The 21404-nt window shown below is 68.7% G+C and carries 20 protein-coding genes; 5 read left to right on the top strand and 15 right to left on the bottom strand.

Features of this window, described 5'->3' with window-relative positions:
* Positions 1–129: 129 nt before the first annotated feature.
* A complete protein-coding gene (locus tag AC1RGU_RS05985) occupies positions 130–1791 on the top strand; it encodes a GMC family oxidoreductase (protein WP_492695372.1) in 1662 nt (553 codons plus the stop codon).
* Here AC1RGU_RS05985 and AC1RGU_RS05980 read toward each other — a convergent pair.
* The 8 genes from AC1RGU_RS05980 to AC1RGU_RS05945 are packed head-to-tail and all read right to left on the bottom strand — an operon-like array spanning position 1757 to position 8466.
* On the bottom strand, positions 1757–2785 hold the full coding sequence (locus AC1RGU_RS05980; protein ID WP_159272412.1) for a LacI family DNA-binding transcriptional regulator: 1029 nt from the start codon (positions 2783–2785) through the stop codon (positions 1757–1759). The genes AC1RGU_RS05985 and AC1RGU_RS05980 overlap by 35 nt on opposite strands.
* A 1-nt stretch (position 2786) precedes the next feature.
* Complete coding sequence (locus tag AC1RGU_RS05975; RefSeq protein ID WP_492695369.1) at positions 2787–3767, bottom strand: 2-hydroxyacid dehydrogenase; 981 nt, start codon at positions 3765–3767, stop codon at positions 2787–2789.
* Entirely contained in the window at positions 3767–4720 is a 954-nt protein-coding gene (locus tag AC1RGU_RS05970) for a sugar kinase (protein WP_095744765.1), read from the bottom strand. Before AC1RGU_RS05970 ends, AC1RGU_RS05975 begins: the two co-directional genes overlap by 1 nt.
* A gap of 10 nt (positions 4721–4730) precedes the next feature.
* Entirely contained in the window at positions 4731–5474 is a 744-nt protein-coding gene (locus tag AC1RGU_RS05965; RefSeq protein WP_492695366.1) for a sugar phosphate isomerase/epimerase family protein, read from the bottom strand.
* The gene (locus AC1RGU_RS05960; RefSeq protein ID WP_056583293.1) at positions 5474–6229 is read right to left on the bottom strand and encodes an amino acid ABC transporter ATP-binding protein; all 756 of its coding nucleotides are present in this window, start codon (positions 6227–6229) and stop codon (positions 5474–5476) included. The genes AC1RGU_RS05965 and AC1RGU_RS05960 overlap by 1 nt, the downstream gene beginning before the upstream one ends.
* Positions 6230–6256: 27 nt before the next feature.
* A complete protein-coding gene (locus AC1RGU_RS05955) occupies positions 6257–7054 on the bottom strand; it encodes a transporter substrate-binding domain-containing protein (protein ID WP_095744763.1) in 798 nt (265 codons plus the stop codon).
* A 55-nt stretch (positions 7055–7109) separates the two neighbouring features.
* Positions 7110–7763: an amino acid ABC transporter permease gene (locus tag AC1RGU_RS05950; protein WP_492695363.1), complete on the bottom strand. Its 654-nt coding sequence runs from the start codon at positions 7761–7763 to the stop codon at positions 7110–7112.
* 31 nt (positions 7764–7794) lie between these two features.
* Positions 7795–8466 (bottom strand): amino acid ABC transporter permease, encoded by a 672-nt coding sequence (locus AC1RGU_RS05945; protein ID WP_062474717.1) that lies wholly within the window; start codon positions 8464–8466, stop codon positions 7795–7797.
* A gap of 135 nt (positions 8467–8601) precedes the next feature.
* On the opposite strand from AC1RGU_RS05945, the gene AC1RGU_RS05940 reads away from it, so the two are divergent.
* Together AC1RGU_RS05940 and AC1RGU_RS05935 are read left to right on the top strand one after the other, a co-directional pair.
* Positions 8602–10296 carry a hypothetical protein gene (locus AC1RGU_RS05940; protein ID WP_492695360.1) on the top strand — a complete coding sequence of 565 codons (1695 nt, stop codon included), beginning with the start codon at positions 8602–8604 and terminating at the stop codon, positions 10294–10296.
* 289 nt (positions 10297–10585) lie between these two features.
* Positions 10586–11335, top strand: coding sequence for a metallophosphoesterase family protein (locus tag AC1RGU_RS05935; RefSeq protein WP_492695358.1), 750 nt, complete (start codon positions 10586–10588; stop codon positions 11333–11335).
* 7 nt (positions 11336–11342) lie between these two features.
* Here AC1RGU_RS05935 and AC1RGU_RS05930 read toward each other — a convergent pair whose 3' ends face one another.
* A complete protein-coding gene (locus tag AC1RGU_RS05930) occupies positions 11343–11879 on the bottom strand; it encodes a cysteine hydrolase family protein (protein ID WP_492695356.1) in 537 nt (178 codons plus the stop codon).
* Positions 11880–12033: 154 nt separating this feature from the next.
* Between AC1RGU_RS05930 and AC1RGU_RS05925 the strand changes: the two genes are divergently transcribed.
* Positions 12034–13161 carry an MBL fold metallo-hydrolase gene (locus AC1RGU_RS05925; protein WP_492695354.1) on the top strand — a complete coding sequence of 376 codons (1128 nt, stop codon included), beginning with the start codon at positions 12034–12036 and terminating at the stop codon, positions 13159–13161.
* Positions 13162–13276: 115 nt separating this feature from the next.
* Here AC1RGU_RS05925 and AC1RGU_RS05920 read toward each other — a convergent pair whose 3' ends face one another.
* On the bottom strand, positions 13277–13543 hold the full coding sequence (locus AC1RGU_RS05920) for a hypothetical protein (protein ID WP_492695352.1): 267 nt from the start codon (positions 13541–13543) through the stop codon (positions 13277–13279).
* Positions 13544–13722: 179 nt separating this feature from the next.
* On the opposite strand from AC1RGU_RS05920, the gene AC1RGU_RS05915 reads away from it, so the two are divergent.
* On the top strand, positions 13723–14676 hold the full coding sequence (locus AC1RGU_RS05915) for an ABC transporter substrate-binding protein (protein ID WP_492695350.1): 954 nt from the start codon (positions 13723–13725) through the stop codon (positions 14674–14676).
* 21 nt (positions 14677–14697) lie between these two features.
* On the opposite strand, the gene AC1RGU_RS05910 is transcribed toward AC1RGU_RS05915, so the two are convergent.
* The 5 genes from AC1RGU_RS05910 to AC1RGU_RS05890 form a co-directional block, all read right to left on the bottom strand.
* Complete coding sequence (locus AC1RGU_RS05910; RefSeq protein WP_223301260.1) at positions 14698–14895, bottom strand: hypothetical protein; 198 nt, start codon at positions 14893–14895, stop codon at positions 14698–14700.
* Positions 14895–17291, bottom strand: coding sequence for a DNA topoisomerase IV subunit A (parC, locus tag AC1RGU_RS05905; protein WP_095744758.1), 2397 nt, complete (start codon positions 17289–17291; stop codon positions 14895–14897). Before parC ends, AC1RGU_RS05910 begins: the two co-directional genes overlap by 1 nt.
* An 87-nt stretch (positions 17292–17378) precedes the next feature.
* Positions 17379–18314 carry a lytic transglycosylase domain-containing protein gene (locus tag AC1RGU_RS05900; protein WP_492695346.1) on the bottom strand — a complete coding sequence of 312 codons (936 nt, stop codon included), beginning with the start codon at positions 18312–18314 and terminating at the stop codon, positions 17379–17381.
* Between the two features lie 34 nt (positions 18315–18348).
* Positions 18349–20337, bottom strand: a complete 1989-nt coding sequence (locus tag AC1RGU_RS05895; protein ID WP_070059512.1) for a DNA topoisomerase IV subunit B — start codon at positions 20335–20337, stop codon at positions 18349–18351.
* A 74-nt stretch (positions 20338–20411) separates the two neighbouring features.
* Complete coding sequence (locus AC1RGU_RS05890) at positions 20412–21323, bottom strand: LysR family transcriptional regulator (RefSeq protein ID WP_159272439.1); 912 nt, start codon at positions 21321–21323, stop codon at positions 20412–20414.
* Positions 21324–21404 lie beyond the last annotated feature (81 nt).

Below are 21404 nucleotides of genomic sequence, written 5' to 3'. Positions count from 1 at the left end.
TAAAGCCCCGGGGTGCGCTCACGGCAGGGGAAACCCGCGGGGCCCGACCCCGGGGACGCTGGCCACAATGCCGGTGCGCGCATCGGCGCAGGGCGCCCCAACATCCAACGACAAGAAGGACCAGAAGCCATGGCGGAATTCGACTACGTGATCGTGGGCGGCGGCTCGGGCGGCGCCACGCTGGCCTCGCGCCTGAGCGAAGACCCGTCGGTGACGGTCTGCCTCATCGAGGCCGGCGGCGACGGCCGCGGCATCCTCGTGCGGGCGCCGGCCGCCGTGGTGGCGATGCTGCCGGGCCGCCCGCGCATCAACAACTACGCCTACCAGACCGTGCCGCAGCCCGGCCTCAACGGGCGGCGCGGCTACCAGCCGCGCGGGCGCTGCCTGGGCGGCTCCAGCGCGATCAACGCCATGCTCTACGTGCGCGGCCACCGCGAGGACTACGACGACTGGGCACGCGCGGGCTGCGCCGGCTGGAGCTTCGACGAGGTGCTGCCGCACTTCCTGCGCGCCGAAGGCAACCAGCGCGGCGCCAGCGCGCTGCACGGCGCCGACGGACCGCTCCAGGTGTCGGAGCAGCAAAGCCCGCGCGCCATCACCGAGGCCTTCGTGCGCGCTGCCGCCGAGTGCGGCATTGCGCGCAACGACGACTTCAACGGTCCCGAGCAGGAAGGCGCGGGGCTCTACCAGGTGACGCAGTTCCACGGCGGCGCGAAAAACGGCGAGCGCTGCTCGGCCGCCGCGGCCTACCTGCACCCGGTGATGGACCAGCGCCCCAACCTCTCGGTGATGACCGGCACGCAGGCCCTGCGCGTGGTGCTCGAAGACCGGCGCGCGGTGGGCGTCGAGGTGCGGCGCGGCGGCAACGTCGAAACCATTCGCGCACGCCGCGAGGTGGCGCTGTGCGGCGGCGCCTTCAACTCGCCGCAGCTGCTGATGCTCTCGGGCATCGGCGACCCCGACGAGCTCGCGCGCCACGGCATCGCCGTGCGGCATGCGCTGCGCGGCGTGGGGCAGAACCTGCAGGACCACTGCGACTTCATCGTCGCCTACAAGTCCAAGCAGACCGACATGTTCGGCATCGGCCCGGTCGGCGGGCTGCACCTGCTGAAGGCCATCAACCAGTGGCGCCGCGACGGCACGGGCCTGGTCGCCACGCCGTTCGCGGAAGGCGGCGCCTTCATCAAGTCGTCGCCCGAGCTGCGCCGGCCCGACCTGCAGCTGCACTTCGTGATCGCGATCACCGACGACCATGCGCGCAAGCTGCACGCGGGCTTCGGCTTCTCGTGCCATGTGTGCGTGCTGCGCCCCAAGGGCCGGGGCGACGTGCGGCTGAACGACGCCAGCCCCGACTCGGCGCCGCGCATCGACCCGCGCTTCCTGGCCGACCCGGAAGACATGGCGCTGCTGCTGCAGGGCGTGAAGAAGACGCGCGAGATCATGCGCGCGCCCGCGCTCGAAAAATACCGCCACCGCGAGGTCTACACCGCCGACGCCCACACCGACGCGCAGCTCGAAGAGCACATCCGCGCGCGCGCCGACACCATCTACCACCCCGTGGGCACCTGCAAGATGGGCGTGGATGCGATGGCGGTGGTCGACCCGCAATTGCGCGTGCACGGCATCGCGGGCCTGCGCGTGGTCGACGCCTCGGTGATGCCGACGCTGATCGGCGGCAACACCAACGCGCCGACGATCATGATCGCGGAGCGCGCGGCCGGCTGGATGCGCGGGCCGGCCTCCTTCGCGGCATCCGCTACGGCAGTGCCGTCGATGAGCCTCGCACCATGAGTTCGCCCGGCAGCAGCAGCTGACGCGGCGCCGCGTCGAGCCCGCGCAGGCGCTCGATGAGGCAGGTGGCCGCCGCCCGGCCGATCTCGTCGGTGGGCTGCGCCACGGTGCTCAGGCCCGGCCCGATCAGCGAGGCCCATTCGGGATCGTCGAAGCCCACGAAGCCCAGGTCGGCGCCGAAGCGCCAGTCGAGCCGCGCCATGGCCTGCGCCACGCGCAGCGTGACCACGGCATTGCCCGCGACCACCGCGGCGCGGCGACCGCGCTTGGCGCGCTGGCGCAATGCGCGCAAGGCGTCGTCGAGCGCGTCGTTCTCGCCTTCGACCGATTCGAAGACCTCGCCCGCCACGCGCGGCTCGTGCGCGGCCACGCAGGCGCCGAAGGCGGCCGTGCGCTCGCGCCGCGAGCTCACGCCCTTCTGCGGCTCGGTGACGTACAGCAGCTCGCGATAGCCGCCTTCGACCAGGTGGCCGCAGGTGTCGCGCATGGCGGCGTGGTTGTCGAGCGAGACGAAGTCGGTGTGCATGCCCGTGTGCCGGCGGTCGACCAGCACGGCGGGCTTGCCGTGCAGCGTGACCGCATCGACCACGTTGCTGCCGCGCCCCAGCGTGTTGAGGATGAAGCCGTCGACCTGGTAGCCCGCCAGCGCATTGATGGCCTCGCGCTCGCGTTCGCTCTCGTTGCCGAGGTTGAACAGCATCACGAGGTAGCCGGCGTCCTGGCAGGCCTTCTCGGCGCCGCGCAGCACGGCCACCGAGTACGGGTTGGTGATGTCGGCCACGATCAGGCCGATGAGCCGCGAACGGCCGTGGCTCAGCGCCTGCGCCATCGGGCTGGGCGAGTACGCCAGCTTGGCGATGGCGGCTTCGACGCGCGCGGCGATGTCGGGGCTCAGCAGGCGCTCGCGGTGGTTCAGAAAGCGCGAGACGGTGGCCTTGGAGACGCCCGCGGCTTCGGCGACGTCGGCGATGGTGGCGCGGCCTGTGGGCTTCATGTCAGGCGGCGGCGGTGTCGTAGGGTGCCGTGGGCTTCTGGCCCGCCAGCACCTGCAGCAGGTTGGTCGTGGCCAGCTCGGCCATCGCGTGGCGCGTCTCGTGCGTGGCCGAGCCGATGTGCGGCAGCGGCGTGACGCGCGGGTGCGTGCGCAGCGGCGAGTCGGCCGGTAGTGGCTCCTTCGCGAACACGTCGAGACCGGCGGCGCGCAAGGTGCCGTGGTCGAGCGCGTCGAGCAGCGCGGCTTCGTTCACGGTGGCGCCACGGCCGCCGTTGATGAACGACGCGCCCGGCTTCATGCGCGCGAAGAACGCGGCGTCGATCATGCCGCGCGTGGCGTCGGTCAGCGGCAGCATCGCGAGCACGATGTCGGCGCGCGCGAGCAAATCATCGAGCGGCGTGTGCGTGGCGCGGCCTTGCAGCTCGGGCGCCTGCGTGGCCAGGTCGACCGCGCGACGCGAGTGATAGAGCACCGGCATGCCGAAGCCCAGCGCGGCACGGCGCGCCACGGCCTGGCCGATGCGGCCAAAGCCGAGGATGCCCAGCGTCTTGCCATGCACGTCGGTGCCGAAGAATTCCTCGCCGATGTTCTTGGTCCAGCGGCCTTCGCGCACCATCGTCGACAGCTCGACCACGCGCCGCTGCGTGGCCATGAGGATCGCGAACACCGTGTCGGCCACCGTCTCGGTGAGCACGTCGGGCGTGTGGCACAACACGATGCGGCGCTTGTTCAGTTCGGCCAGTGGGTAGTTGTCGACGCCGACCGACACGCTCGAAATCACTTCGAGCTGCGGCGCTGCATCCAGCAGCGCAGCGTCGACGTTGTAGCTCGAACCGATCAGCCCGTGCGCAGTGGCAAGCGCAGCGGCAAAGGCCTCGGGCGCCTTGCGCGGATCGGCCACGGTGACGTGGTGCACCGCCTGCAGCCGCGCCAGCTGGTCTTCGGGCAAGGCCCGGAACACCAGCACATTCTTCTTGGTCATCACAGTCCCGCTTCTTCGAGTTGCGCCCGCGTCGGCAGGCCTTCGGTGTCGCCGAGCACCTGCACGGCGCGCGCGCCGATCCAGGCGCCGCGGCGCACCGCGTCGGGCACGCTGCGGCCTTCGAGCAGCGCGCTCACCACGCCGGCCGCAAAGCCGTCGCCCGCGCCCACGGTGTCGATCACTTCCTTCACCGGGAAGCCGTCGACATGGCCGGTGCCGGCCACGTCGCTGTCGTAGTAGGCGCCGGCCGCGCCGAGCTTGACGACGACCAGCTTCGCGCCGCGCTCGCGGTAGAACTTCGCCACGTCTTCGGGCTTGTCGTGGCCGGTGAGCAGCAGGCCCTCTTCGATGCCGGGCAGCACCCAGTCGGCGCGCGAGGCGAGCTCGTTCACCCAGTGGCGCATCGTTTCGGTGGACGACCACAGCGTGGGCCGCAGGTTGGTGTCGAACGAGATGGTGCGGCCGGCCGCGCGCATCACGTCCATCGACTTGAGCGCAGCCTGCAGGCTGGTCTCGGAGATGGCGGCGAACACGCCGGTGGCATGCAGGTGGCGCGCCGAGCGCAGCCAGGCTTCGTCGACATCGGCCGGGCCCATGTGGCTGGCGGCCGAGCCCTTGCGGTGGTATTCGATCGGCGGGTCGCTGCCGTCGGTGACGCGGCCCTTGAACTGGAAGCCGGTGCGCTGCGTCGCGTCGGTGATCACGTGCGAGCAGTCGATGCCCTCGGCGCGCATCGCGGCCAGCAGCGCGCGGCCCATCGAATCGGTGCCCAGGCGGCTGGCCCAGCCGACCTTCAGGCCCAGGCGCGACAGGCCGATGGCCACGTTGGTCTCGGCGCCGGCGGTGCGCTTGTGGAACGACTGGGCGTCTTCCAGCGGGCCGGGCCGGTCAGCCACCAGCAGCAGCATGGCTTCGCCGAACAAGGCGACATCGAAAGCGGTGGGTTCCGTCATGTGTGTATCCCTACGCCCGTGCGGCGCGGATGAAGTCAATCTGCGTGCGAGTGACGGCCAGCAGGTCGTCACCCACCAGAGGGTATTCGATGGCGTGGGGCACGTCGGCCGGCAGTGCGCGCAGCACCGCGCGCCACGGCGCGACCGAGTCGCCCAGCGGCACCGCCACCCACTTGTGCGGCAGGCGCTGCGCGCCCTTGCAATGCACGTAGCGCACGCGGTGACCCAGCGCCTGCGCGGCCTGCAGCGGACACTCGCCGAGCCAGTGCCAGTTGCCCATGTCGAAGGTCATTCCGAGCGGCACGCCGGCGCGGTCGGCCACGTCGAAGAAGGTCTGCAGCGCGGCCAGCGTGCCGGCGCGCACCGTCTGGTCGTTTTCGATGAGCAGCTCGACGCGGGTCTCGGCCAGCGCGACCTTCAGGCCCCAGAGCGAGCCGTGCGACGCGGGCTGGAAGTCGCCGATGGACATCTTGAGCCGCTTCGCGCCCACGCGCGTGGCGGCGGCGATGCCGCGCTGCAGCGCGGCGCTGTCGAGCCAGCCGCCTTCGGCCCACAGGCCTTCGGGGCTGGAGTACACGGAAGCAAGACCGTTCAGCGCGGGCAGTTCCGCATCGGCGTCGCGCAGCATCTCGCCGCGCACTTCCACCGCATCGGCACCGGCCGCGCGCGAGAGTTGCGAGCACCAGAGCTGGCCGTGCCGCCCCACCTCGGCCGCACCGAAGGACGACAGAGAAATCAGGACTTCGAAGGCCATCAGTGGGCTTGGTGCGAGCTGAGAATTTGCCCGAGGAACTGGCGCGTGCGCTCGTCCTTGGGGTTGCCGAAGAACTCCTGCGGCGGCGCCTGCTCGACGATCTTGCCGTCGGCCATGAAGATCACGCGGTCGGCCACGCTGCGGGCAAAGCCCATTTCGTGCGTCACGCACAGCATGGTCATGCCGTCTTCGGCCAGGCCGATCATGGTGTCGAGCACTTCCTTGACCATCTCGGGGTCGAGCGCGGAGGTGGGCTCGTCGAACAGCATGATCTTGGGCGACATGCACAGCGCGCGCGCAATGGCCACGCGCTGCTGCTGGCCGCCCGAGAGCTGGCTCGGGTACTTCTTCGCCTGCTCGGGAATGCGCACGCGCGTGAGGTACTTCATGGCCACCTCTTCCGCCTGCGCCTTGGTCATGCCGCGCGAGCGCATCGGCGCCAGCGTGCAGTTCTCCAGGATGGTGAGGTGCGGGAACAGGTTGAACTGCTGGAACACCATGCCGACTTCGGCACGCACTGCGTCCACGTTCTTGCCGCCCGCGGTGAGGTCGATGCCGTCGACCACGATGCGGCCCTTTTGCACCGTCTCGAGCCGGTTGATGCAGCGGATGAGCGTGGACTTGCCCGAGCCCGAGGGCCCGCAGATCACGATGCGCTCGCCCTGGCGCACCGACAGGTCGATGCCGGTCAACACCTGGAATTCACCGTACCACTTGTTGACCGCTTCCATGCGGATGATCGATTCCGTCGTCATGCCAGGATTCCCTTCAAGCGCTTTCGCTTATTGCATCTTCGGCAGGTCGGCTTGCAGCCACTTTTGATAGAGCTTGTTCAGCTCGCCGTTGGCGGTGTTCTTCTGCACGAATTCGTTCACGGCCTTGGTCAGCTCTTCCTGGCCCGGACGCATCGCGATGCCCATCGATTGCTGCACCAGCGTGAACTTGTTTTCGAAGGTGTTGGCCGGCACGCGCTTGGCGATCTGCGCCGCGACGGTGACCGAGCAGCCGATGGCATCGACCTGGCCCGAGATCAGCGCCTGCATGGCCGAGGCGTCGTCGTCGAAGCGGCGGATCTCGGTGCCTTCGGGTGCAGCCTTGGTCACGGCCACGTCTTGCGTCGACGCGCGGGCCACGCCCACGCGCAGGCCCTTCAGGTCGCCTGCCGCCTTGATGGAGGTCTTGGTCGCGCCGTACAGCACGATGGTCGCGGCCGCGTAGGGCTGCGAGAACTGCACCTGCTTGGCGCGCTCGGGCGTCACGGCCAGCGAAGCCACCAGCAGGTCGACCTTGTTGGTCAACAGGAACGGAATGCGGTTCGGGCCGGTCACCGGCACGATGTTGGCCTTGACGCCCCAGTCTTTCGCCAGCAGCTTGGCCACGTCGGCGTCGTAGCCGTCGGGCTGGTTCTTGGCGTCGGTGGTGCCGTAGGGCGGGAAGTCGACCAGCATGCCGATGGTGATCTCGCCCTTCTTCTTGATGTCGGCCATGCTTTGCGCCGAAGCGAAGGGAGCGAACACGGTCAGCGCGGCGCCGAGGCCCAGGGCTGCGATGGCAGCGCGGCGGGTGGTGGTAACGGTCATTGGATGTGTCTCCTGAATAAAGAAAGGAAGCGACGAGAAAGAAAAAGCGAAAGGGTCAACGTGCGAGCGCCTGGGCGCGCTTGCGCTCCATGCGCGCCGCCAGCAGCGACAGCGGCCAGCAGATCGCGAAGTAGATGGCGGCCACCACCGAGAACACGATGAGCGGCTGGAAGGTGGCGTTGTTGACGATCTGCCCGGCGCGCGTGACCTCGACGAAACCGATGATGGCCGCGAGCGAGGTGCCCTTGATGATCTGCACCAGGTAGCCCACCGTGGGCGCCAGCGCGATCTTGAAGGCCTGCGGCAGCACCACGTCGCGCATGCGCGCCACGTAGTGCAGGTTCAGCGCCTGCGCCGCCTCCCACTGGCCGCGCGGAATGGCCTGGATGCAGCCGCGCCAGATCTCGCCCAGGAAGGCCGCGCTGTTCAGGATGAGCGCCACGCCCGCGGCGACCCACGGGTTGATGTCCAGCCCGAGCACCGGCGCGCCGAAGAACACCAGGAACAGCTGCAGCAGCAGCGGCGTGCCCTGGAAGATCTGGATGAAGGTGGTCGACACGGCGCGCGCCCACGTCGATTCCGACGTGCGCATCAGCGCGATGAGCAGCCCCAGGATGGCGCCGCCCACGAAGGCGATGGCCGACAGCGCCAGCGTCCACTGGGCCGCTTCGAGGATGAAAAGGAATTCGGGAAAACCGAAGGTGCGCATGGTGTGTGCTCCGTCCGTCGTGGTCAGTCAGTTACCGGCGGTCCGGGTAGTTGAGCGTGCGCTTGTAGATCAGCTTGAACATGGCCGAGAAAGCCAGTGCCAGCGCGAGGTAGATGGCGGCCACGACAATGTAGATCTCGAAGCTGCGGAAGGTCTGCGACTGCAGGTTGGCGGCCACCGAGGTCAGGTCGTCGGCCGAGATGACCGAGACCACGGCCGAACTCAGCATCAGCAAGATGAACTGGCTCGTGAGCGCCGGGTAGATCGCCTTCAGCGCGGGCTTGATGATCACGAAGCGGAAGATCTCCCAGGGCTTGAGGTTGAGCGCGCGGCCCGCCTCGATCTGGCCCTTGGGAATCGACTCGATGCCCGCGCGGATGATTTCCGTGGCATAGGCGCCCAGGTTCACCACCATCGCCACCAGCGCGGCCGTCTGCGGCGACCAGCGCAGGCCGATGGCCGGCAGCGCGAAGAAGAAGAAAAACAGCTGCACGAGGAACGGCGTGTTGCGGATCACCTCGATGTAGGCATTGACGATGAAGCGCAGCCAGCCCGGCCCCGAGGTCTTGCCCCAGGCACAGAAGATGGCCACCACCAGCCCCAGCAAGGTGGCGGTGAGCGAGAGCTGCACCGTGATCCACGTGCCCTTGAGCAGCAGCGGCCAGGCGGCAAAGACGGCGTCGAATTGGAACTGGTAGTTCATGGCGGAGCGTGCACGGCCAGGCCGTGCGCAGACCCTGAAAGGAATGCTTGCAGCTTAAATGAAACCGGTTTCAGGCCTAGCTAGGGATTCCCCTAGGTGGGCGTTTTGCCCTACCCGCCTGCCTACACTGGCGCGATGCCGAACCCCCACGCGGACCCCACTTCTTCCCCGGCAGGCACCCCGGCCACCGGCCCCGTCGTGCAGCATTTCCGGCAGGCGCTGCTCTGGCCCCTTCGCCTGGTGCCGGCGCCCGGCGCGGCGCCCACGCACCACGGCCCCTGGCACGTGCTGCGCGACCTGGGCGAGGCCTCGCCCTGGCGCGAGGAGGTCGACGAATACACCGGCGACAGCGGCCGCTTCCACGAGCGCCACTACAACGAGTTCGTGAGCTTCCTGCCCTATGTGCAGCGCTTCCTGTACGGCGAAGGCCGATCGCGCGGCAGCACCGACGGCACAGGCAGCGACGGCGATTCGCCGATGCGGGTGTTCCGCCGCCGCGACATCGCGTCCGTGCGGCTGGTGGCCCACCCCGGCGAGGCGCCCATCACCCTCGACGTGATTCACTGCGACCTGTACTTCTTCTTCGACATCGACGTGGTGCTGCTCAACCTCGAGGTCGGCACCGACCACCTGAGCCTGGCGCAGGCGCAGGACATCCTCTACCGCTTCGGCCGCGCCTACCCTTCGGGCTGGGAGCCCGACGGCGCCGCCCTGCACTGCATGGCCAGCGTCGAATGGCTGGACGCCGACGGCCGCGTGCTCGCCGCCTCCGACGCACAGCAGCGCGACGCCTTCCTGTCGCACGTGGCCCAGCACCGCGCGCCGCGCATCGCGGCGCACTGGGCCTACCTGATGCAGCCGCTGGTGAGCGACCACTCGGACGACCCCGGCGTGCTGCGCTACCGCCAGATCGAGTACTACCGCATGCCGGTGATGGCCTACCTGTCGCTGGACGACCCGCGCCGCCTCACGCGCGACGACTTCGTGCGGCTCGCGCTCGTCACCGGCGCGGGCGGGGCCGACGCCCACCTGCCCTATGCCGAGCACCACCTGGCCGACTTCGAGCACAAGTACTGCTACGACCGCTTCTGGGTGAACACGGGCGCGGCGCCCAACACGCGCTACCTGTGCAACGGCCACGCCCTCGTCGTGGTGGGCGACGCGCGCTCCGAGTTCTTCTGCTGCCGCGACCGCGGCGTGCTCGCGCAGTTCAGGCACCAGCACTTCCTGCTGTTCCTCATCGCGCATTTCCAGAAGGCCTCGCTGCTGATGTTCTCGGACCAGCTGGTCGAGGCGCTGAAGAAGCTCGACATCCGCAGCACGCCGAGCGTGAAGCAGTTCAAGCGCGCCATCCGCGCGAGCTTCGAGCGCTTTCTTCGCTTCACGCACCGCTATTGGTTCCACGAGATTTCGGAGCAGGCGCAGGTGCGCGCGCTCTCGCACATGTGCGCCGCGCACCTCGGGCTCGACCCGCTGTACGACGAGGTCAAGGCGCGCATCGCCGACATGAACACCTACCTCGATGCCGACAGCCTGCGCCGGCAGGCCAGCACCGTGGTGCGGCTCACGGTGGTCACGCTGTTCGGCCTCATCGGCACCGTCACCACCGGCTTCCTCGGCATGAACCTGCTGGCCGAAGCCGACGCGCCGCTGTGGCGCAAGGCGATCTGGTTCGGCGTGGTGTTCGTGTTCACCACCTGGCTCACGATCTACACGATGGTGAAGTCGCAGCGGCTGTCGGACTTCATCGATGCGCTGTCGAACGACCGGCTGAGTTTCAGGGGCAAGCTGGCGGCGCTGGCGCGGGTGTGGCGGGCGGGAGCGGACTGATCAGGGCGACGCTCCCGCCGACGCGGTACCTTGCTCCGCGAATGTCCCCCGGGGCTTCGCCCCTCCTCCTTGATTTCGCTGCGCAAGGCACCGCATCGACGTGAGCGTGTTCAGTGCGGTCGTTGATCGGCGAGCACCCACAGCGTGTCCCGTGCGCAGGACACTGGGTGCTTCCCGCAGCGAAATCAAGGAGGAGGCCGCAGGCCGGGGGACATTCGCGGAGGGAAGTACCCGGTGGCCTGTGCACGCACCCCGAACTAAGATCACCGCCCTCACAAAGAAGCCACGCATGCGCATCGCCCTTGTCTCCGACATCCACGGAAACCTTCCCGCACTGAAAGCCGTCGTCGAGGACATCGCACGCCGCAACGTGGATGCCACCGTCAACCTCGGCGACAGCCTCTCAGGCCCACTGATGCCGCTGGAGACTGCGCAGTTCCTGATGGCGCAGGACTGGGTCCAGCTCGCCGGCAACCACGAACGGCAACTGCTCACGTTGCCGACCTCCGGCCAGCGCGGCGAGTCCGACGCCTTCGCACACGCCCGACTCGGCGCAGCAGAGTTCGCATGGATCGCCTCGCTCACGCCACGCCTGCGCTTGAGCCCCGAGGTGCTGCTGTGCCACGGTACGCCGGAGAGCGACCTCACCTACTTCCTCGAGACCGTCGAACCCACGCAACTGCGCATGGCCACTGCGGCAGAGATCGATGCGCGTCTCGGCACTGTGGAAGCCGGCACGGAGCTGGTCGCCTGCGGCCACACGCACCTGCCGCGCGTGATGCACGCATCCAACGGCATCTTGATCGTCAACCCGGGCAGCGTCGGCCTGCAGGCCTATGGCGACGCGCATCCGCACCCGCACCACGTGGAGACCGGCTCACCCGATGCGCGCTACGCGCTGGTCGAACGGCACGACCACGGGCAGTGGACCTGCACGCTGGTCACCGTGCCCTACGACCACGTGGCCATGGCGGCACTGGCTGCTGCCAATGGGCGTGCGGACTGGGCCCACGCACTGGCCACCGGGCGCATGCCCTAGCGCCAGATCAATCGCCGAAAGCGATGTCCGCGCTGTCGACCGCGCGGATCGGCACGCCGAAGCTCGTGATGTCCGACAGCGTCGCGTTGTGGTGCGCGCGGATGAAGGCGCCCTTGGCGTGCGGCTTGTCGTGCGAGGTGTGGGCGTCGGCCGCCAGCACCACCTCGTAGCCCAGCGCGGCGGCGCGGCGCACGGTGGTGTCCACGCAGAACTCCGACGAATAGCCGCAGACCACCACGCGCCGCACGCCCTGCCCCGACAGCCAGGCTTCGAGCGGCGTGCGCAGGAACGCGTCGGGCGTGGTCTTGCGCAGGCGCGCGTCGGCCGGCGTCACCTGCAAGGCATCGGCCAGCTGCCAGCGCTCGGAATCGAACTCCAGGTCGATGGCGTTCTCGTGCTGGACGAAGGCCACCGGCACGCCAGCCGCGCGGGCCCGTGCCGTGAGCGCGTTGATGCGCCCGATGACCGCTTCGGCCTCGTACGGCCGGGGCGGATCGTCGCAAAGGCCGCGCTGCATGTCGATGACGAGGATGGCAGTTTTCATGGCAATGAAGGGCTGAAGCCGTGGATCGCCGCAGTATGCCGCCGGCCCGCGGATTGCCCCCGCTCGCCGAATGTTTCTGTCGCTGAAACCATTGAAAAGCCAACTCCCGCTAGTCTCGCGCCTCAAGACCAACACACACGCAGAGGGCTTTCCCATGGCTGACGAATCGGATTCGCAAGGCGCTTATTTACCCCGGCTGCTGCACCGCAGCGCGGTGCTCGCCACGGCGGGCTGCGCGTTCGTGGCCGGCTGCAGCAGCGCCGGCGGCGGGGAAACGCGCTACGAGAACTCGCCGCAGTTCAAGGGCGGCGTGTTCCAGAACATGCCCAACCCCGAGCTGCAGCCCGCCGCCAGCACCTGGCGCATCTGGTCGCGCTTCATCGTCGGCAGCAAGGTCGACACCGTGCCGGTCGACCCCATTCCGGTGCGCGCCCTGACGCCCCAGGCGCTCGACGCGCTCGCGGCCGACGCCAACCATGTGGTGCGCCTGGGCCACTCGTCGCACCTGCTGAAGCTCAAGGGCAAGTACTGGCTCATCGACCCCGTGTTCAGCGAACGCGTCTCGCCCTTCACCTGGGTCGGGCCGAAGCGTTTTCACAAGCCGCCGATCCAGCTGGAGCAGCTGCCGCCGATCGAGGCCGTGATCCTCTCGCACGACCACTACGACCACCTCGACGTCGCCACCATCGAGTACCTGGCCACGCGCGTGCAGCGCTACTTCGTGCCGCTGGGCGTGCGCGCCCGGCTCATCGAGATGGGCGTGCCCGCCGAGCGCGTGACCGAGCTCGACTGGTGGCAAGGCGGCGAGCACGCGGGCGTGAAGCTCACGGCCACGCCCGCGCAGCATTTCTCGGGCCGCGCGGTCACGCTGACCGACCGCGACCGCACGCTGTGGGCCTCGTGGGTGGTGCAAAGCGGCGACCAGCGCATCTTCTACAGCGGCGACTCGGGCTACTTCCCCGGCTTCAAGCAGATCGGCGAACGCTTCGGCGGCTTCGACCTGGCGCTGATGGAAAACGGCGCCTACGACGCCTACTGGCCCGGCGTGCACATGACGCCCGAGCAGAGCGTGCAGGCCTTCGAAGACCTGCGCGGCAAGGTGCTCTATTCGGTCCACAACAGCACCTTCGACCTGGCCTTCCACACCTGGCACGACCCGCTGGACCGCATCGCCGACCTGGCGCAGGCGAAGAAGATCGACCTGGCCACGCCGGTGATCGGCGAGGTGCTCACGGTGGGCCAGGCGCGCACCAACGTGCGTTGGTGGGCCGGGCTGAAGTAAGGAGCGCGCCGTCCACACGGCGGTGTGTATTTCAAATGTTGCTCGCCACTTTTGGAAGGTTTACAGACAGTTAACCAGCAGCCGGTTCAATCGCCGTGTCGCCGCGACGAATCCCTCACCGGACGCCGATCGCGGACGACACCGTCATCTGCAAGGCAGCAGCCACAGGGAGCAAGGTGATCACAAGAAGAACCGGCAAGAAAGGAGGCGGCATCCCCGCCATCTCGACGCGCGCCCCGAGGCGCCGCCTGGCGCGCATCGCCAGGGGTTTCGCCACGGGGCGCGTGCTGGCATCGATCGCGGGCGCAGGGGCCGTCGCACCCTCGATGCGCCGCACATCGGCCTGATCGTCAGCAACCCGGACAACCCCTTCTTCCTCCATGTCTGACACTGCCGCAGCCCACGCTGCCGACCCGCGACAACATCGGCACCGACCGGGGTCGGCAGGTTCGTCCATTCCCCCACGCTTGCCGCCGCAGATCGCGGATGCGAGGCGGTGCGGAACATGTCATCATCCCCACCCCTTCACCGGCCCCCTCTCGCAACGAGGCCCTCGCACCCATGCCCATGAAACGTCCCTGGCGCACCTGGCTGCTGGCCCTCCTCCTCGCCGTGGGCCCCGTGGGCAGCGCGCTCGCGACACATGCCAACCATGGCAAGGGCCCGCGCGTCGGCGTGCTCGTGAGCGACCTGCGCAACCCCTTCTTTGCCTACATCGCGCGCGCAGTGGAAAGCACGCTGGCCACAGACAGTCGCAACGCGGCGCACATCACGGTCGTGTCGAGCGGGTTCGATCCGCAGCGGCAGGACGAACAGCTCAAGGAAATGATCCGCCAGCGCGTGCAGCTGGTGATCGTGACGCCGGTCGATTCGACCACCCTGCACGCCCGCGTCGCGGAGGCGCGCGCCGCCGGCATCAAGGTGGTGGCGGTCGATGCGCTCGTGCAAGGTGCGGACGCGGCCGTGGTGACCGACAGCCGCGCGGCCGGCAAGCTCTCTTGCGAACACCTGGTGCGCACGCTCGGCGGCAAAGGCGAAGTGGCGATCATCGACGGCCCGCCGAACACGGCCGCGGTGGGCCGCGTCAACGGCTGCCGCGAGGCATTGAACGCCGCACCCGGCGTGCGCGTCGTGTCGATGGCGCTCAATGGCGGCGCCACCAAGGACGGCGGCGTCGAACAGATGACGCGGCTGCTCGCGCGCCATCCGAAGCTGTCGGGCGTGTTCGCGATCAACGACCTGTGCGGCATCGGCGCGGAACTGGCGGCCCAGGTCGCGGGCCGGCGCGACATCGTCATCACGGCGATGGACGGTTCGCCGGAGGTGGCGCAGCGGCTGCAGGACCCGACCACCTTGATCGTCGGCAGCGCGACGCAGTCGCCCACGTTGATGGGCCAGCGAGCGGCCCAGATCGGGCTGAAGCTCCTGAAGGGCCAGCCCCCTCAGCAGCGCGTGCTGCTGTTGCCGTCCAAGCTCGTGACGCGCGAGAACGTCGACGGCTACGGGGGCTGGTGAGCCAGCCCTCGGCCTGCCTGCCTACTTGCCTTCCTGCTCGCGCCGCTCGCGCGCGCGCCGCACCTGGCGCGTCTCGTTGGCCTGCGCCGCAGCGCGGTCTTTCGCGCGCCGCTTGCCCTGGCGCTTCTCGCGCATGCGGCGCCCCAGGATGTAGCTGCCGAAGCCCGTGACCACGGCGAGGACCACGCCGAGGATGCTGATGTCGATGCCGCCCAGCATCAGAGCACCCGCACCACGCTCGCCGGCGTGAATCCGAGGTCTGCCACCTTGCCCTTGCGCGCGCGGGCCCCCATCGCGTTGTTGAGCGAGCGGATCTCGAGCGTTTCTTCGCGCTCCTTGCCGCCGCGGGCGACGCCTTCGATCCGCACGCTGCGCGTGTAGGCCACCGCACCGGCCAGCGATTCCTTGGCCTCCAGGTCGATCAGCATCAGGCCGCGGCCGCCCTTGGGCAGGCTCTTGAGCTCGGCGATGTCGAAGGTCAGGATGCGCTTGCCGCTCGAGGCGCAGGCCACGTGCGTCGCAGCCGGCATCGGCTCGGCGCCGCTCGCGCCGCCCACCAGCGACGGCCGGCACAGCTGCTCGCCCTCGCCCACGTCGATGAAGGCCTTGCCGCCGCGCTGGCGCGACATCATGTTCTCGATGGTGGCCATGAAGCCGTAGCCGCCCGTGTTGGCCAGCAGCAGGCAGGCGCCCACCGGGCCCGCGAAGAAATGCGTGACGTGCGTGCCGGCATCAAGCTCGATGAGCGTGGTGACGGGCTGGCCGTCGCCGCGCGCGCCGGGCAGCGAGGCCACGGGCACGGTGTAGACGCGCACGCTCTTGTCCTTGGCACTGCCGAAGACCAGCAGCGTGTCGACGCTGCGGCACTCGAAGGCGCCGTAGAGCGTGTCGCCCGACTTGAAGCTGTACTCGGGCGCGGTGCCGCCGTTGCCGGCCGCCTTCTCGCTGGCCCAGCCCTTCTGCGCGCGCACCCAGCCCTTCTGCGACACGATCACGGTGACGGGCTCGTCGACCACCTTCACCTCGGCCACGGCGCGCTTCTCGGCCTGGATGAGCGTGCGGCGCGGGTCTTCGAAGGTCTTGGCGTCGGCCTCGATTTCCTTCACCAGCAGGCGGCGCAGCGTGGCCGGGCTGGAGAGGATGTCTTCGAGCTTCTTCTGCTCGTCGCGCAGACCGGCCAGCTCCTGCTCGATCTTGATGGCCTCGAGCCGCGCGAGTTGGCGCAGCCGGATTTCAAGGATGTCCTCTGCCTGCCGTTCGCTGAGGTTGAAGCGCGCGATGAGCGCCGCCTTCGGGTCTTCCGCCGCGCGGATGATGGCGATCACCTCGTCGATGTTCAGCAGCACCAGCTGCCGGCCTTCGAGGATGTGGATGCGGTCCTGCACCTTGTCCAGGCGATGGCGCGAGCGCCGCTCGACGGTGATCTCGCGGAACGCGATCCACTCGTTGAGCATCTGGCGCAGCGACTTCTGCGTGGGCTTGCCGTCGATGCCGACCATCGTGAGGTTGATCGACGACGAGGTCTCGAGCGAGGTCTGCGCCAGCAGCGTGGTCACGAACTCGTCCTGGCTGATGCGCGAGGTCTTGGGCTCGAACACCAGGCGCACGGCGGCGTCCTTGCTCGACTCGTCGCGCACCACGTCGAGCACCGACAGCATCGCGGCCTTGAGCTGGGTCTGGTCGGCGGACAGCGCCTTCTTGCCGGCCTTGACCTTCGGGTTGGTGATTTCCTCGATTTCTTCCAGCACCTTCTGCGTGCTCACGCCCGGCGGCAGTTCGTTGACCACGAGCTGCCACTGGCCGCGCGCGAGGTCTTCGATCTTCCAGCGCGCGCGCACCTTGAGCGAGCCGCGGCCGGTGCGATAGGCGTCGGCGATGTCGCTCGCGCTGCTGATGATCTGCGCGCCGCCCGGGTAGTCGGGGCCGGGCACGAGGGCGAAGAGTTCTTCTTCGCTGAGCTTGCCGTTGGACTTGATCAGCGCCACGCAGGCGTCGGCGATCTCGCGCAGGTTGTGGCTCGGGATCTCGGTGGCCAGGCCCACGGCGATGCCGCTGGCGCCATTGAGCAGCGTGAACGGCAGCCGCGCGGGCAAGAGGCGCGGCTCTTCGGTGCTGCCGTCGTAGTTGGGAATGAAGTCGACCGTGCCTTCGTCGATCTCGTCGAGCAAGAGGCTGGTGATGCGCGCCAGGCGCGCCTCGGTGTAGCGCATGGCCGCGGCGCCGTCGCCGTCGCGGCTGCCGAAGTTGCCCTGGCCGTCGACCAGCGGATAGCGCTGCGAGAAGTCTTGCGCCATGCGCACCAGCGCGTCGTACGCGGCCTGGTCGCTGTGCGGGTGGAAGCGGCCGAGCACGTCGCCGACGACGCGCGCGCTCTTCACGGGTTTGGCGCCCACAGTGCCGTTGGTGCCGCCGAAGCCCAGGCCCATGCGCGACATCGAGTACAGGATGCGCCGCTGCACCGGCTTCTGGCCGTCGGACACATCGGGCAGCGCGCGGCCCTTGACCACGCTCAGGGCGTATTCGAGGTAGGCGGTCTGCGCGTAGTCGGCCAGCGTGAGGGTGGTGTCGCCGTCGGTGGGGCCTGCAAGGTCGAGCGGAGGTTGAGAGTCGTCCATGAAGAAGAGAGAAAGAAAAACAGTGACGGGCGGCGTGCGTTCGCGCTCAGCCCAAAATGAAAGTGGGGTGCATGGCGGCCTGCGGGATCACGACAGCGGCGACGGCGGCGAGGCGTCACCCGGCTCCGCCGCGCTGGTCGGCACGTCGGACGGCTCGGGAATATCGGGCATGGTCGGCACGTTGCGCGGCGACTCGGACGGCATGTTGCCGCGCCCGATCGCACCGCCCTTGGGCACCGACATTTCCATGCGGATGCGCCCCGGCGTCCTGCCACCACTGCTGCCACTGCCGCTGCGCAGGTTGCCGCCCACGGTCACGGCCGAGGGCTTGAGGTACGCATACAGCTGCAGCACGGTCTGCACGTAGTTCTGCGTTTCCTTGTAGTTCGGGATCTTGTTGCCCGCGCGCTGCACCGCGCCCTCGCCCGCGTTGTAGGCGGCCAGCGCGAGCTCGATCTGGCCCGGGAACATCGCGATCAGGTCGCGCAGGTAGCGCGAGCCGGCGGCGATGTTGATGTGCGGGTCGAACAGCTTCTTCTCGATCGTGCCGCGCTTGTCCGTCGCCACGCCGTAGCGCTGCGCGGTGGCCGGCATGAGCTGCATGAGCCCCATCGCGCCCTTGGGCGAGACGGCTTTTGCATCGAAGCCCGACTCGGTGGCGACCAGCGCCTGCAGCAGCTCGTAATCGATGGCGTGCTTGCTCGACGCATCGCGCAGCGCCGCCTTGGCGGTCTTGTAGCCGGGCGAGGCCTCGAACATGGCGAGCAGGTTCTGCGACGCCGGCGACACCCTGCCGTCGAGCCGGCGGTGGATGCTGCCGCGGCCCATCGGCGACAGGCCCTTGGCGGTGTCGAAGCTCTGGCCGCCCTGGAAGAAGAGCTTGTAGCGCTCGTCGACCTTCTCGGCCGCGAAGTGCGCCACGCCGTTACTGTCGATGTAGCCGTAGATGTCGGTCGCGTGCGCGAGCCCCTGCTGCATGCACAGCAGAAGGGCCAACCACAGCGAACGCTTGAAAACCGACATGGCGTGTGAGAAGAAGGAAAGAAAAAGGAAACTGTCAGACGTCGATATCGACGTCGTCTGCGCGCAATTCCATGAGCTCGCGCCGCGCCGCCGCTTCGCCCTTGCCCATCAGCTTGGTGATCTCGCCCTGGGTGGACGAAAAATCGAACCGCCCCAATTGGACCTTCATCAGGCGACGGGTGTCCGGATTGAGCGTGGTTTCCCACAATTGTTCCGCGCTCATTTCGCCCAGGCCCTTGAAGCGGCTGATGCTCCAGGCGCCTTCGCGCACGCCATCCTTGCGCAGTTTGTCGAGCGTGGCGGTGAGTTCGCCCTCGTCCAGTGCATAGACCTTGGAGGCCGGTTTCTTGCCGCGCGCGGGCGCATCGACCCGGAACAGTGGCGGCTTTGCGACATACACGTGGCCGGCTTCGATGAGCTTGGGAAAGTGCCGGAAGAACAGCGTGAGCAGCAGCACCTGGATGTGCGAGCCGTCCACGTCGGCATCCGACAGGATGCAGATCTTGCCGTAGCGCAGGCCGCTCATGTCGGGCGAATCGGTGGGGCCGTGCGGATCGACACCCACGGCCACCGAGATGTCGTGGATTTCGGTGTTGGCGAAGAGGCGGTCGCGCTCGACCTCCCAGGTGTTGAGCACCTTGCCGCGCAGCGGCAGGATGGCCTGGCTTTCCTTGTCGCGGCCCATCTTGGCGCTGCCGCCGGCGGAGTCGCCCTCGACCAGGAAAACTTCGTTGTGGCTGATGTCCTTGCTCTCGCAGTCGGTCAGCTTGCCGGGCAACACGGCCACGCCGGAGCCCTTGCGCTTCTCGACCTTCTGGCCGGCGCGCTGGCGCGTCTGGGCGGCCTTGATGGCCAGCTCGGCCAGTTTTTTGCCGTAGTCGACGTGCTGGTTGAGCCACAGCTCGAGCGTGGGGCGCACGAAGCTGGACACCAGGCGCACGGCGTCGCGCGAGTTCAGGCGCTCCTTGATCTGGCCCTGGAACTGCGGGTCGAGCACCTTGGCGCTGAGCACGTACGAGGCGCGCGCGAACACGTCTTCGGGCAGGAGCTTCACGCCCTTGGGCAGCAGCGAGTGCAGCTCGATGAAGCTCTTCACCGCGTTGAACAGGCCGTCGCGCAGGCCGCTTTCGTGCGTGCCGCCGGCGCTGGTGGGAATCAGGTTGACGTAGCTCTCGCGCACCGGCTGGCCGTCTTCGGTGAAGGCCACGCACCAGTCGGCGCCCTCGCCTTCGGCGAAGTTGTCGGCGTTCTTGTCGGCATGGCCGCTGCCTTCGAACAGCGGAATGACCGGGTCGCCGTTGAGCGTCTGCATGAGGTAGTCGCTCAGGCCGCCCTTGTAGAGCCACTGCTGGCTTTCGCCGGTCTTCTCGACGGCCAGCGTGACGCTCACGCCGGGCATCAGCACGGCCTTGCTGCGCAGCAGGTGGGTGAGTTCGCCCATGGGCAGCGCGGCGGTCTCGAAGTACTTGGCGTCGGGCCAGGCGCGCACGGTGGTGCCCTGCTTGCGTTCGCCGGCTTCGAGCTTGCGGATTTCGAGCGCCTCGATCACGTCGCCGGCGCTGAAGGCCAGCTTGGCGACCGAGCCTTCACGGTGCGAGCTGACTTCGAGGCGCTTGGACAGCGCGTTGGTCACCGACACGCCCACGCCGTGCAGGCCGCCCGAGAAGCTGTAGGCGCCGCCCGAGCCCTTGTCGAACTTGCCGCCGGCGTGCAGCCGGGTGTAGACCAGCTCGATCACGGGGGCCTTTTCTTCGGGGTGCAGGCCGAAGGGAATGCCGCGGCCGTCGTCCTCGACGCTGACCGAGCCGTCGGTGTGCAGCGTGACCTTGATCTTCTTGCCGTAGCCCGCCAGCGCTTCGTCGGCGGCGTTGTCGAGCACTTCCTGGATGATGTGCAGGGGGTTGTCGGTCCGGGTGTACATGCCCGGGCGCTGCTTCACGGGCTCGAGGCCCTTGAGCACGCGGATGGAGCCTTCCGAATAGCCGGAAGCGGAGTCTGAAGATGTCTTGGGGGAAGTCGCCATGGGGGCGGATTGTAGTCAGTTGGGTTGAAATGACTGGATACCCATACAGGCACCGGCTTCGGTCTTTTCGCACATCAGGCGGGAGTTTCTGCGGGCGGACCGAACATCCGCGCGCCCAGGAAATCGATGAACGCCCGCAGCTTGGGCGACGGATGGCGCCCCGAAGGCCACAGCACGCGGAACGCGATGGTACGGGGCCGCAGCAGGTGGTCGGCCAGTACGGGCTGCAGCGCCCCCTCGGCCAGCGCGGCGCGCACGCTGAAGTCGGGCAGGCAGGCGATGCCGCGTCCGCGCAGGGCAAAGCACAGCCGGGTCTCGATGTTGTTGCAGATCATCGAGACCGGCGGGCGCACCTCGCTGCCGTCGGGCCCGGGCGCGAGCGGCCAGACCTCGACCTTGCCGGTCGCCGGGTAGCGGTAGTGCAGGCAGGCGTGGCGGGCCAGGTCGTCCGGCGAGGCGGGCGTACCGTGGCGCGCCAGGTACGCGGGCGAGGCCACCAGCAGCTGCGAGAACTCGCCCAGCTGGCGCGACGACAACCGTGAATCCGCCGGCTCGCCGGTGCGCACCACGGCGTCGAAGCCCTCCTCGATGACGTCCACGAGGCGATCGCTGAAGTCGAGGTCGAGCTCGATCGCCGGGTAGGCGGCCATGAAGTCGGCCAGCACCGGCAGCACCAGCGAGCTGACCAGCGGCAGGCTCACGCGCAGCCGCCCGCGCGGCGCCTCGGCGGCGTGCGACAGCTCCTGCTCGGCGGCCTCGATTTCGGCCAGCACGCGGCGGCTGCGCGCCAGGAACAGCGCGCCCTCGGCGGTGAGCGTGATGCTGCGCGTGCTGCGGTGGAACAGGCGCACACCCAGCCGCTCCTCGAGCCGCGCCACGCGCTTGCCCACGGCCGAGGCCGACACGCCGAGCGCGCGCCCGGCGGCCACGAAGCTGCGGGTCTCGGCGACCTGAACGAAGACGGCAAAGCCGCTGAGGCTGTCCATGGGGAATCTCCATTGCGGACTTCAACGTCCGCATTGAGCGGAACTGTAGCCGTCTTTATCCGAAGTCGGCTTCTTCCTATC

This window comes from Variovorax sp. GW823-FHT02B07 (genome assembly GCF_058797695.1).
The sequence above is the reverse complement of the archived record's forward strand: the minus strand, read 5'-3'. Positions and strand labels throughout refer to the sequence as shown.